We start from the raw sequence: 13186 nt of genomic DNA on the forward strand, positions 1-13186 counted from the left end.
TAAAATCTCAACGGCAATATTCGAAGATCTTTTGGTAGCACAAACAAAGCTATCAAAGCCTTGTTAGGACTTCTTTAGTTCGCGCTGCAAACGCCGCCGTACTTTTAATTTCCGCAGCAAATTTAAAGGTTTGCGCTTTAGTTCAGATTTTTTATTAGCCATAAAATCGTTCACCGCATCCATTACCCGTACACTGGATGCGCCATCCCGAAAACTATGCAAATCTTCACACAGACTACGCGCTACTCTCATCAACTCATGTGGGTATTCCATCGCTTTTGTCAGAGCAGGCTCCAGCTCTTCAACGGTATCTACATCGATCAGGTAGGGCCCCGGCATCTTGGTTTTGAAGGTAACAACCGGGCGATCCAGAAACATGAATTCGAACATAATTGACGAGGTATCACACAGCATTACGTCTGCCTGGGGCAGAATCGGCAGAAGATCTTCATCGCTTTCTACAAATCTCAGATTTTTACCCGCCAGACTTCGGTACTGCTCCACCACTTCCGGGTCCATTTTCGGATGCAGGGTGACAATAAACTGCCAGCGACCACTTGCAGCCAGCTCGGCAATTTTGTCCACCAACGCCGGCGCCGCTGTTACCGAACGGCTGAATGTAGAGGCGAAAAAAACCACCGGCAGCTGGCCTTCAGGGCGCTCACGCCTGCCTGCGACAGGCTTTGACATCAAAGGGTCCAGCTTTGGCCAGCCGGTATGGGCTACAGCAAAATGCTGGTGCTGCTGCGCCAGTGCCTGAAATTTTGCGGTATCGCTGACTGCGTGCGTGCAATACAAATCAAACCAGCCCCTTATGCGGTAATGGTCACTTTCGTCTTCACTACGGTGGCCACGCTTGTTGCGTGCCATACCGTGGAACACCTCAACCTTGATGCCGGGAAAAAAATAGGGAACCCAGTCACCAGGAACAAACGTTGCCGTAGCCTGGTAGGCCATCACATCTGCGACGGTTTTCAAGTGCTGCTCGTCTGGGCGCAAAGGCTCAGCCGAACAGCCCGCTACAAACCAGGCGGCCTCATCGCCACGGCGGCGTATTTCATCCTGCAAGGGGCGCAAAATAGAGTAGGAATAAGGCAGATTAACAAAAAAAAGATATCGGCGCATTCAGTGGCTGCCTACCAGGGAGCGATATAGCTCCGAGGTTTCACGCACGGTTTGTGAGGTATGAAAATGGCTTTCAATACGCGCCTTAGCGGCTTGTCCAAACTGTTTAGTTAACTCCGGATTGCGGTAGAGCTGCTCTATGGCTGCGCCAAGGGCAGCGGCATCCTTTGGCGGAACCACAAGTCCGCTAACGCCCTTTTCCACAAGTTCAGGCATGCCGCCAACATGGGTAACAATGGGCGCCACACCGTAGGCCATGGCTTCAATCACCGCTCTTGGCAGCCCTTCACGCGCGGTGGATGGCAACACAAACACATCGCTGGCAGCGGCAATGGCCGGGGCATCATTACGATAGCCCGTAAAATGAATACGGTCCGGGTGCGCTGACTGGCTGACTTGGGCCTGCAACTCGGCGTTGTCGATGGCATCACCCACCAGTACGAGGTGCACCTGCACATCCGCCGGCAGCTTACTGATGGCATCGATCAGATCATCGTAACCTTTGCGCGGGTTGTTTCGCCCCGTGCTGCACACCACGAAAGCTCCGGGGGGAACGCCAAACTGCGTCAGGTCCGCCGACTTGGCCTGATACCAGCTCAGGTCATGCCCTTTGTAAATACGGATCAGCTTACTGGCAGGCACTCGCAGCCACAAAAATTTCAGGCTGGAAAAAAAGTCTTTGATGGCATCGGCCACGCACACAATTTTACTGACCCGGGGATGCAGGAAGGTAATCCAGGACTCGGGATTTAAAAAACTGACGTTGCCAATAATGCCCCGATAGGCGACCACTTTGATATCGGTGCCCCTCGATGCTCGCAATCCGCAGGCTAGCGCACGGGGGTTGTAGGCATGAATAATGTTGTAGTTTTTGGTGTTTAACTGTTTCTTAATAGCGGCTATACCATCTTTATCGAAGCGGCTTTTTAAAGCCATCGGCTGAGCGACCATTTTTTCGTCAACCAGACGCTGATAATTTCGGCCCTCGGGATTACACATCACATCCACATCAAAACCGGCGCGCTTAAGTCCGATAAATAGCTCGGTTTCAGGGCGGTCGCAGGCATCGGTCAAGCACAAAACGGCCGGCAGCGCTTTCGGTTGTTGTTCGTCAGTCACGCGGTAACACTCCCGTTATAGCCATGTTCAAATGCACTCCAGACCTTATTCAATACCTGCTCACCGGCGATTTTTTTAATGGAGCGGGCAAAACGTTTGAGGTTGCCATTTTTCCACCTAGAAGATTTACTGGCCGGCATAATACACCCCTTATCAAAGTCAATCAGGAAGAACTCACTGCCCCGCACAAGTACGTTAAAGCAGTTTAAGTCGGCGTGGCGTACATTAGCATCGTGGAATCGCCGCACAAGTTGGCCTAACCGGTGCCAGTCGGCATCCGAGCGGGTGTCAATGAGTTCAGCCAGCGGTGTTGTGTCTGCGAGACGCTCAATGATGATGGCCGCGCGATAACGCAAGGCCGGCAGTTTTAGATAATAAGCAGCGACTGGTCGCGGCACAGGGAAGCCTTGGGCAAATAACGTCGTGAGAATGCGGAACTCCATCACGGAGCGCACCCGGTCTTCCCCAACAAAGGCGTAAGTGCGACGTAGAACACGTGACGTCAGGCCACCGCGCCGGTATTCCCTAAGCACGTAATCGCCGCCATCGATATGAAGAAACCAGGCTCCGCCGCGCCCACCGCTCGTTACGGGCACTGCATTTCGACCCCAATATAACGGGTTAAACCAGTCAACACTGACCTTATTGCGAAATTCAGCTTGGACCAGAAGTGCGTTATGATCGTTCCGGATACACAGCTCAGACACTAGTCTAGTTACCCCAATTAATAAAATTCGGATTTTACACTTGTTCAGCCGCCGCATTGCCAAAGACGGGGTCGTTAGCGTTCGCTATAATAACTGAAGGAGCTTACCAGTGCTCGCAGTCTGCCCTCCATCTATTGCTTGATGAAAGCTCGTTAAGCAACGAATCCGAAGAGACCTATCCTGCCATGAAGTCAATCCTTCACGTTCACAACAAATCATTACCACCGAGCCCTGACAGCGGTGGCTCCAACAGGTTGATTGAGTGGTTAGCTCAGGAGCAAGCAAAACAGGGTCACAAGGTTTATATCATGTCTTTTTCCGGGCACTCGACCGAACATTATCAGCACATCAAGATCAAACCCGAAATGACAGGCCCGGACCTCATAGCCCTCATACCGGGCGATATCACAGATATTGAGCTGCATGGAGGCATTCCCGCGCATCAAGCAAATGCATTGGCTGATAAATTCAAACGCTTCATCCAAATAATACATGCGGGAAAAGGGGCAGGCAGAAATTGTGTTTATGTTTCTCAAAGTCACGCCCAGCGATCAGGTGGTACGGCCTATGCCCATAATGGCATCCCAGTCCATGACTACCAGTTTTCCGACTCAAAAGAAGCTTTTTTGCTATTTATCGCAAAAGTGAAGCGGAGCAAAAAAGGAGTAGAAGAAGCAATCAGAGTTGCAAAACGTACGCAAATTCCACTTATCATTGCCGGCGGTCACAGGCTGTTAAGTCCGGAAACATGGTTTAAATGGCATCCGCTGATCAGGCCTGTAGGTTATGTTAACGGTGATCAAAAATTTAGCTTATTCGCAAAAGCGCAAGGGCTATTGGTTCCGATAAAGTGGGAAGAGCCGTTCGGTTTGACTGTTATTGAAGCCATGGCATCGGGAACTCCAGTTATTGCCTTCAACCGAGGCGCAATGCCTGAGCTGATCGTGGACGGCGTTACCGGATTCCTGTGTGACACAGAAGATGAAATGGTCAAGGCTGTTGAGCGACTCCATGAGATTTCGCCCGCAGCATGCCGCGAGCATGTTGCCCAGAAGTTCAGCGTAGAAAATCTTTACAAGACGCATGCGGCACTGCTTGATAAAGCAGAGCATACTAGTTGGTAAAACTACTCAACGCACACCTGACTGGAAAATGATTTTGACTGAAATTTGCATTCTCCGCCTGTCTGCCATTGGCGATATTACCCACGTCATTCCTGTCGTTCTCAGCCTTCAAGAGCAGCTCCCAGGCGTGAAAATCACTTGGGTGATCGGCAAAATTGAAACCAAATTAATTGGCGACTTACCCGGTGTAGAGTTCATTGTTTTTGACAAAAAAGCCGGCCGCAGCGCCTATAACAGTTTGCGCAAGCGATTGAATGGCCGCAAGTTTGATGCATTGTTACACATGCAAGTCGCCCTGCGCGCCAATCTTGCTGCAGCGTGCATTTCTGCGCCGATCCGGGTGGGGTATGACAAAGCCCGCAGCAAAGACCTGCACGGCTTGTTCATCAACCGCCGTATCGCGCCAGTACAGCACCAACACGTACGCGACTGCCTGGCCAGTTTTTTGGAGCCCTTAGGGTTAAAACCCGCCCCGCCGCGCTGGACGATTCCACTGACCGAAAGCGATTACACTTTTGCCGATACCCACCTTGCCAATGATCGCGCCAACATGGTGATCAGCCCCTGCGCCAGTCACAAACTGCGAAACTGGCCGGCCGAGCGCTACGCACGGTTAGCAGATTATGCGATCCGCCAGCACGGCATGCAGGTAACCCTGGCGGGCAGCCCCGCGCCTTTCGAGATTGCGTATTGTGAGGCGATTGTTCAAGCCATGCAGGAAACGCCGGTTAACATCTGTGGCAAAGACACCCTGAAACAACTAACCGCAATGCTGAGCCGCGCAGATATTGTTGTTGCACCGGATACCGGCCCGGCGCATATCGCCAGCGCTATGAGCACCGATGTTCTGGGCTTATACGCCGCCAGCAACCCCCAACGTTCGGGGCCGTACAATTCGTTACCCTGGTGCGTTGATCGTTACGACCAGGCACTGCAAACGTTTGCACAGACAACTGCGAGCAAAGCACGCTGGGGCACAAAGGCAGAGTTTGCAGGCGCAATGGAATTGATTGAAGTGGCAGACGCCACTGACATGCTGGATAAGTGGATACAGGCAAAGCTGCTGGAGCCAGAACGCGGGGCCTGACTCCGGGCCGAACTTTGGCGAGAAGCAGTTACTTGCGAGCGGTGTAGTCCTGGTAAGACTTTTCTTCAACAAAGCGCGAACCCAAAGCCAGGTTGATGTCTTTCTTCAAAGACGCGCGCTTGTCGTTGGTGACATAAACCGCCCGTGCCAATTCAATAAAGCGGGCACCGAAATTCTGGTCGGCCTCCTGATCACGAATGTCGTCTTCAATCACCCAAAGCTCTTCATTGACCGCCTTGAGTTGCTGTCGCAGTTGCGCGATGGCGCTCTGGTCGCTGACCGCATCAGTCCATGTTGCGTTTAGCTCGTTCAGTTCCAGCTTGACGTTTTTGAGCTTCGCTTCATCGTTGATGCGTTCCGACTTGATTTCAAGAATCGTGATTTTGTCGAGAACTTCACCGAAGGAAACCGGAACTTTTATGACATCTGCCATTGGCTACACCTACAAAATCAATCATTAAAACAGCAAGCTGCTGTGCAATTGCGCGCAACGGACAGCAGCCTTTTCGCCTTGAGTTATCAACTCTTAAGCTATCAGCTATCAGCCATTAACCACCGACAACCAATCCCTACGCTCCGGCGCCTTGCCCTTCACCGCGTCAAAGTACATAGCCTGAAATTTTTCAGTCAACGGACCACGCTTACCCGTACCAATGGCGCGGCCGTCTAGCTCACGGATGGGCAGCACTTCGGCGGCGGTGCCGGTGAAGAAGGCTTCTTCAGCCACGTAGACTTCGTCGCGGGTAATGCGGCGTTCTTTCACTTCGATGTTCAGTTCTTTGGCGAAATCGAGGATGGTCTGGCGGGTGATGCCTTCCAGGCAGGAGGTCAGTTCCGGTGTATGCAGCACGCCGTTGCGCAGAATAAAGACGTTCTCGCCCGAGCCTTCAGCCACGTAGCCTTCGTTGTCTAGCAGCAGGGCTTCTTCACATCCGCTGGAGACGGCTTCTTGCAGCGCCAGCATGGAGTTAATGTAGTTGCCGTTAGCCTTGGCCTTACACATGGTGATGTTCACATGGTGGCGGGTGTAAGACGAAGTGCGCACCTTAATGCCGAGCTCTTTGGCTTCTGGCGACATGTACGATGGCCAATTCCAGGCCGCGACCATTACGTGCACTTTCAGGTTGTCGGCTCGCAGGCCCATGCCTTCGGAGCCATAAAATACCATTGGGCGCAGGTAGGCTTCGTCCAGATTGTTGTCCCGTACCGCAGACAGCTGGGCGGCGTTGATTTCGTCTTTGCTGAACGGCATTTTCATATTCAGAATGTGGGCTGAACGGAATAGCCGGTCGGTGTGATCTTTCATGCGGAAAATAGCGGCGCCTTCATCGGTGTTGTAGGCTCGCACGCCTTCAAAACAGCCCAAACCATAATGCAGGGTGTGGGTCAGTACATGCACTTTGGCTTCACGCCAGGGCACCATTTCTCCATCCAGCCAAATAACACCATCACGATCAGCCATCGACATACTAGGTTGCTCCAGAAAAACAGTTCTTGTGGGATCGGTATTCTATCAGGATCACCGGGAAAAGTTTTAGCCGTTATTCAATCATGACCCGTTGCCAGATGGAACGGATAAAATCCCGCTCTGCAATGAACGCATCGCCAGACAAATGGCTGTTCAAATCTTGCAGGGTGCGGCGATGAATGGCGGAGCGCAGCGCAATGTAGGCCGCACGTAGTGTTTTAACGTCGCTTGTGGGCAATACGCCGGCCTGACCCAATTCTTCCATTTGGCGAATGTTGTCTGGCCAGCGGGTTAATGTGGGGTATTCTTCGCTCCAGGCCAGCATCAGGTATTGCACCAGAAACTCGATATCCACAATGCCACCCGGGTCCTGTTTGGCGTGGAACATCTCGGCTCGGCGGCTGGCAGGAGTAGCCAGGCTGGTGCGCATTTTTTCACGCATGGCCACTACTTCGCTGCGCAGCGCCAGCCGGTCGCGGTGCTGGCACAAGGTACTCTTGCGGATCTGTTCAAAGACTTCCAGAGTACGCGGGCACCCGGCTATGCCGCGGGCGCGGGCGAGAGCTTGGTGTTCCCAGGTCCAGGCGTCAGTGTGCTGATATTTTTCAAAGGCCTGCAAAGTGGTTACCAGCAGGCCTGAGCTGCCAGACGGGCGCAGCCGCATGTCCACATCGTAAAGCTGGCCAGAGGGTGTCTGGGTGCTCAGAATATGCACAATGCGCTGACCCAGGCGGGTGTAGAACACCGCGTTGTCGATGGACTTTTCGCCATTGGTGCTTTGTTGGGGGTCGGCGCTATGGACAAACACCAAGTCCAGATCGGAACTGTAGCCCAGCTCGATACCGCCTAGCTTGCCATACCCAATCACCGCAAAATCCGAATCGCATACCGAACCATCGGCTCGCCGCGGATAGCCGTGGCGGCTGACCAGATTGGCAAAAGCGACATCCACCACGTGTTCCAGCACTACCTCGGCAATCCAGGTCAGATAATCGCTGACGTTCATCAGCGCCAGGGTACCTTTCATTTCAGCGGCAGCCACCCGCAAGGTATGGGCTTTGCGGAAATGCCGCAAAGACTCCATCTGGTCTTCCAGATCGTCATAGGAAATGCGCAGCATCTGTTGGTGCAAGTCGTCCTGCAGTTCAGCTTTGGCGGGTGGGTAATACAAGCTTTCAGCGTTTAAAAGCTCGTCCAGTAGCAGCGGCGTGTCGGCCAGTTCGCGCGCTATCCACGGGCTTTCACTGCACAGGGACACCAGTTGGGAACAGGCCCCCGGGTTTTCCAGTAACAGCACCATGTAAGCGGTACGGCGCAGTATGGCTTCTATTAAAGGCTGCACCCGGCCGAAGGTATGGGACGGGTTTTCGACTTCGGTCAAGGTGGCCAGCAGCATGGGCATAAACTGGTGCAGGCGTTTTCGGCCCTGGGTCTGCAGCGATTTTATGGTGCGGCTGGTGCGCAGGTTGGTTAATGCGGCCAGGGTTTCTTCTGGCGCTTCAAAACCTTTTTCAACCAGCCAGGCCAAGGCGGTTGGCTCGTCCATTTCGCAAAGCCACAACTCTTGCCAGCCATCATCAAGGTTGTTCTGGGGGCTGTCGTCATCATCACTGGTGATAATATTGCTGAAGTGCGTAGCCACTTGCGCCCGGTGCTCATCCAGCTGCTGCTGGCACAGCGGCCAACTGCTATAACCCATAATATGCGCCACTCGGGCGCGGGCCAGGTCGGTGTCCGGTAATAACTGGGTTTGTTGGTCTTCCATGCCCTGTAGCGCGTGTTCCAGATTGCGCAGGAAGACATAGGCCGCTCGCAGCTCGCTGATTACCTGAGGCGGCAGCAGTTCCAGCTCCAGAAATTCGTTCAGCACCCGCAGCAATTCGCGCTGCTGCAGTTCCCGGTCGCGGCCACCGCGAATCAGCTGGAACGCCTGCACCACAAACTCGATTTCGCGGATGCCACCGCTACCCAGCTTGATGTTGTTTTCCAGACCTTTGCGGCGCACTTCGCGGCCAATCATGGCTTTCATACTGCGTAAAGATTCAAAAGCACCAAAATCCACATAGCGGCGATACACGAACGGCCGCAAGCTTTCCATCAGCACCACACCGGCTTCTTGATCCCCAGCTACTACCCGGGCCTTAACCATGGCATAGCGTTCCCAGTCGCGGCCCTGGTCTTGATAATAGGTCTCCAGCGCGGCAAAGCTGAGGGCCAGGGCGCCACTCTGGCCATAGGGCCGCAGGCGCATGTCTACCCGGAACACAAAACCGTCAGCGGTTATCTGGTCTAACGCCTGAATCAGCCGCTGGCCAAGGCGAACAAAAAACTGCTGGTTGTCTAAGGCACGCCGCCCGCCGCGGGTTTCGCCCTTGCTGGGAAAGGCAAATATCAGGTCTATATCGGAAGACACGTTCAGTTCGCGCCCGCCCAGTTTGCCCATGCCCAGCACCACCATTTTTTGCGGTGCGTCTTCGCCGCTGACCGGGTTGATACCCCAAGGTGTGCCAAACTGTTCGCACGCGCTGTCATAAAGCCAGCCAAGTGCGCCATCTATGCAGATATCGGCAAAACCGCTGGTGGCGGCCATGGTTTCGGCCAGGTCGGCCTGGCGCAGAAGGTCACGCCAGATAATGCGAAACTGGATTTCCCGGCGGAAACATCGTAAAGCCTGATGCAGGCCCGGCTCGTCACTAATGTGCGCCAGATATTCTAGCCAGCGCTGTTGCACATAGGCGACAGTGGTGGGCTCACTAAGGCAGCGTGAGGCCAGCAGTTCGCGTACCGCATCAGGTTGCCGCTCCAGGGTTTGGCCCAAAAAAGGGCTGCTGCCAATGGCCGCCGCCAGCAGTTCGGTGTTAATGGCGCCAGACTCTGTGAGCCAGGAAGGCACGCCGTCTGCAAAAATGGCCGGCCAGCGCCCGGCAACGTCGGCAGCCAAAACCTGCGGCAGTGCGCTCCAAGGCTGAGACATAAAACAAACCTCTGTTTCTCTGTTATATTTTTGGTTTAGTACCCTATTAAAGGTACTGTATAACGAATCAGACCCACAGGACACCAGCGCCCGGATGCAACGCAATCGCCTCCCACTGAACGCCGAACACTCTCAGTCTTACTCTCACTCAAGCGCTCAATCGCACCTGCCCATGCGCGGATTGATCCGCAAGCGCATGAAAACGCTTTTTGCGATGCTGATCGGGTTGCTAACCTTTCAGGTTCTGGTGATTTGGGCAGTGGAAGACCTGACCCTGTTCGAATCGATATGGATTACCATGACTACCGTGTCGACCGTAGGCTACGGCGATTACGCGCCGAAAACCCTAATTGGCCGCTTAAGTACTATTATAGTGTTGTTTATAGGCGCCATTACGGTGCTCACGCTGATTATCAGCGACTTCATCGAATACCGGTTTTATCGCCGGGAACGTATTCTACGCGGACTTTGGATTTACAAAATGAATGAGCACATTGTTATCATCAACACACCGCAGCACGGCGGCGAGCAGTATTTTTTGCGCTTTGCGTCGCAAATACGTTCCAACCCCGGGTATGAAACCATTCCTATTATGCTGCTCACCCGCCAGTTTCCCGACGGCTTGCCACCCGAGTTGACTGATATGGGCCTGGTGCACTTTCACGGCACCGGGTCTGACCCGTCTGCCTTGCAGGCGGTTCACGCCGGCAGCGCCCGGCACATTGTGGTATTGACCACCGATGAAAACGACGCCAATGCCGACAGCATAACGTTCGACATTGCCTACCGCCTGAGTGAACTCAACATGGGCTACCAAACCACCTCAGAGTGTGTGGCCGATAGAAATCGCAGCCGTTTGAAAGCGCTAGGCATACGCGCAGTGATTCGGCCAATACGCACCTATCCGGAAATTATGGTGCGCGCGGTGGTGGCGCCCGGCTCAGAGAAAGTGCTGGAAGACCTGTTCAACTATGAACATGACCACCCCCACCGCTACGATTTGCTGTTGGAAGACCTGAATTGGGCCGACATCGTCAGCGCTTTGATTCGCCACGACATAGGCACCGCCCTGGCCTACATAGACGACGATGGCGAGGTGATTTGCCAGCCACACATCAAAGAACCAATAAAAGGCAAAGGCCTGATTGTGCTGGTACGCTCCAGTGACACCCCAGGTTTGGACGTCGTCAAAGAAGCCCTGGAGCGCTACCGGAAGTTTCTGGAAAAATGGCGAGACAGTCAGAGCAGTGACGCTGAGAGCTGAGCTATGACACCGATTCCCTTCCAGCTTCTGATTGACGCTTTAGGCACCGGCCAGCACCAGCCGGTGGTTGACGCTGCCCAGCAATTCAATGCAGCCGACCTTGCCGAGTTTATTGAGCAGAATATCGGCAACAGCGCCGGCAACGGCCTGTTTCAGAAGCTGCCGATGGCGCTGCGGGCCAAGGTGTTGGGTTACATTAACTCCGCCGATCAGGTAACCCTGACCCAGGCCACGCCGCTGGCCGAACTGGCAGAGCTGGCCACCGAAATGCCGTCGGATGATCGCGCCGACTTTTTTAACCTGCTGGATGAATCGCGCCAGCAACTACTGATTAAGCTCCTGGGCCATCAAGACCGGGAGGACCTGACCAGCCTTCTGGCGTTCGAAGAAGGCACCGCCGGCGCCTTGATGAACACCGACTACGCCATGTTCGAATCTGGCATAAGCGCGGGCAGCGCCATCGACATTTTGCGTGCCACCGCCACCGACAAAGAAACGATTTACCAGACCTATGTGGTAGACGAACACCACACCCTGATTGGTGTTGTATCGCTGCGCCGGCTGATTATTGCGCCGCCAGACACCATTATTGATTCGCTGATTGCCAACGGGCTGGTGTTTGCATACACCGACACCTCGCAAGACGGGGTGGCGCGACTGATCACAAAATACGACCTGCTGGCGCTGCCGGTGCTAAACGCTGACAACCGGCTGATAGGTATTATTACTTACGACGACGCCATGGACGTCATCGAAGAAGAGGCCACCGAAGATATCCACAAAGGCGGCTCGGTGAGCAACCTGGATAACGGCATTAATGCCGCATCGCCGTTTTCACTGTATCGCTCGCGTATTCAGTGGCTGGTGATTCTAGTGTTTGCCAATATTTTTACCGGCGCCGGCATTGCTCATTTTGAAGAACTTATTGGCGCCCATCTGGCGCTGTTATTTTTCATGCCGTTGCTGGTGGCCAGCGCCGGTAACGCCGGTGCGCAGTCGGCCACACTGGTGGTGCGCGGCATTGCCACCGGCGATGTGGTTAACCGCGACTGGCTGAAACTGTTCAAGAAAGAACTGGTTGTGGCCTCGGCCCTGGGGCTGACCATGGCCATAACCGTATGGACGGTGGGTATATTCCGCACCGAACTGGCCATTGCCACCATCGTTGCAATTACCATGGTGGCCGTTGTGTTGGCTGGCGGCCTGATTGGCATTCTGCTACCGCTGCTGCTGAACCGCTTGGGCATAGACCCCGCAGCCGCCAGTATTCCTTTGATAACCACCATAGCCGACGTTAGCGGAGTATTGATTTACTTCACCATAGCCACGGCTATCCTCAGCCCTTAGGCACCCCGCTCGTCCGCCACTTGCCGCAGCATTGCCAACTGGACCTGACCCAGTAATGGCTGCTGCAACAGATCGCTGACCTTAGTGCCGTTTTGCAGTTGTTCCGCAAGCTCTGACCAGGGCTGAACCATGTTGCCGCGCGCCACCAGCTGCACCAGGGCATCAAGATTCAGACGCTTCATGCTTACGGATTGCTGTTTTAGCCAGCTCTGACTCAAACGCTGGAGCAGCCTGTTCAAAGAGGCTGTCGCCTCACCGCCACTCTCATCATCACTCTCAATAGCACGTGCAGTAGCCAGTGATTCATCCGCCAGAAAATAACCCTGCTCAGCTTTGCTCACCAGATTCAAAAACACCGGGCATTGTTGCGCCAGCTTTTGCGCCCAGATCAACAGGCTGTCCGGGTTGCCGGATTTTAGTTCGAATTCAATTTCGCAGAGCGCGCGACTTTGTCCGTTGGCAATAACTTCGCCGGTATCCACCGCCACTTCAATAATGGCGTTATCGTCCGCCAGCATAATCACCTGGCGCTCAAAGTTGGTTTGGAACACCGGTGCCAGCCGCGCCAGATTCACGTTGTCCGCCAGCGGCGTGTCTGCCAGCAAGCCCAGCTGCAAATTAGGGCCGGGCACTTCCCATTCCCATTCATTGCGTTTGTGGGCGCCGTTGACAAATTCGCCCTGGGTTTTCAGGGTTTGTATGGTGCGGCTGCCAGCCTGCCTTAAACGCAGGGCGATTCGTTGACCGTTCAGTTGGTTGTCGGGGGTGTCGTAGTAAGTATTCACCAGGCGTTTCCGCCCGCCCTCGCTGGCTTGCGGCTGTTCCAACAGCCAGGCCACGGCCTGCGGAATCTGTTGCGGGTACAGGGTCAGTTTGATTTCCAGTTCAACAGCCATAAATGCTCCGTTTACACATATTTCAGCTATAAAAAAACCGATGACCCGAAGATCACCGGTTTTTGTTACTACCGA

11 protein-coding genes are annotated in these 13186 nt (G+C 54.1%); 4 read left to right on the plus strand and 7 right to left on the minus strand.

The features are described 5' to 3' along the window. Window positions 1–63: 63 nt before the first annotated feature. Genes ATG98_RS04045 through ATG98_RS04055 form a run of 3 tightly spaced genes read right to left on the minus strand, consistent with a single transcriptional unit; the run spans window position 64 to window position 3008 of the window. On the minus strand, window positions 64–1125 hold the full coding sequence (locus ATG98_RS04045) for a CDP-glycerol glycerophosphotransferase family protein (protein WP_098422200.1): 1062 nt from the start codon (window positions 1123–1125) through the stop codon (window positions 64–66). Continuing rightward, window positions 1126–2244: a glycosyltransferase family 4 protein gene (locus tag ATG98_RS04050; protein WP_098422201.1), complete on the minus strand. Its 1119-nt coding sequence runs from the start codon at window positions 2242–2244 to the stop codon at window positions 1126–1128. Beyond that, window positions 2241–3008 (minus strand): 3-deoxy-D-manno-octulosonic acid kinase, encoded by a 768-nt coding sequence (locus ATG98_RS04055; protein WP_098422202.1) that lies wholly within the window; start codon window positions 3006–3008, stop codon window positions 2241–2243. The genes ATG98_RS04050 and ATG98_RS04055 overlap by 4 nt, the downstream gene beginning before the upstream one ends. A 128-nt stretch (window positions 3009–3136) precedes the next feature. Here ATG98_RS04055 and ATG98_RS04060 point away from each other — a divergent pair, with 128 nt between their 5' ends. Both ATG98_RS04060 and ATG98_RS04065 read left to right on the plus strand, forming a co-directional pair. Then, window positions 3137–4075 carry a glycosyltransferase gene (locus ATG98_RS04060; protein ID WP_143751431.1) on the plus strand — a complete coding sequence of 313 codons (939 nt, stop codon included), beginning with the start codon at window positions 3137–3139 and terminating at the stop codon, window positions 4073–4075. A gap of 34 nt (window positions 4076–4109) precedes the next feature. Beyond that, window positions 4110–5162 carry a glycosyltransferase family 9 protein gene (locus ATG98_RS04065; protein WP_098424369.1) on the plus strand — a complete coding sequence of 351 codons (1053 nt, stop codon included), beginning with the start codon at window positions 4110–4112 and terminating at the stop codon, window positions 5160–5162. 28 nt (window positions 5163–5190) lie between these two features. Here ATG98_RS04065 and ATG98_RS04070 read toward each other — a convergent pair whose 3' ends face one another. The 3 genes from ATG98_RS04070 to glnE form a co-directional block, all read right to left on the minus strand. Beyond that, entirely contained in the window at window positions 5191–5595 is a 405-nt protein-coding gene (locus tag ATG98_RS04070; RefSeq protein ID WP_098422204.1) for a DUF6165 family protein, read from the minus strand. Between the two features lie 108 nt (window positions 5596–5703). Next, on the minus strand, window positions 5704–6630 hold the full coding sequence (locus tag ATG98_RS04075; RefSeq protein WP_098422205.1) for a branched-chain amino acid transaminase: 927 nt from the start codon (window positions 6628–6630) through the stop codon (window positions 5704–5706). A gap of 73 nt (window positions 6631–6703) precedes the next feature. After that, complete coding sequence (glnE, locus tag ATG98_RS04080) at window positions 6704–9604, minus strand: bifunctional [glutamate--ammonia ligase]-adenylyl-L-tyrosine phosphorylase/[glutamate--ammonia-ligase] adenylyltransferase (RefSeq protein ID WP_098422206.1); 2901 nt, start codon at window positions 9602–9604, stop codon at window positions 6704–6706. A 94-nt stretch (window positions 9605–9698) separates the two neighbouring features. Between glnE and ATG98_RS04085 the strand changes: the two genes are divergently transcribed. Together ATG98_RS04085 and mgtE are read left to right on the plus strand one after the other, a co-directional pair. Beyond that, window positions 9699–10868: a potassium channel family protein gene (locus ATG98_RS04085; RefSeq protein WP_098419621.1), complete on the plus strand. Its 1170-nt coding sequence runs from the start codon at window positions 9699–9701 to the stop codon at window positions 10866–10868. A gap of 3 nt (window positions 10869–10871) precedes the next feature. Continuing rightward, entirely contained in the window at window positions 10872–12215 is a 1344-nt protein-coding gene (mgtE, locus tag ATG98_RS04090) for a magnesium transporter (protein WP_098422207.1), read from the plus strand. Here mgtE and ATG98_RS04095 read toward each other — a convergent pair. Continuing rightward, window positions 12212–13111: a CYTH domain-containing protein gene (locus ATG98_RS04095; protein ID WP_098422208.1), complete on the minus strand. Its 900-nt coding sequence runs from the start codon at window positions 13109–13111 to the stop codon at window positions 12212–12214. The genes mgtE and ATG98_RS04095 overlap by 4 nt on opposite strands. Window positions 13112–13186 lie beyond the last annotated feature (75 nt).

It is taken from the genome of Marinobacter sp. LV10R520-4 (assembly GCF_002563815.1).
Classification (GTDB): domain Bacteria; phylum Pseudomonadota; class Gammaproteobacteria; order Pseudomonadales; family Oleiphilaceae; genus Marinobacter.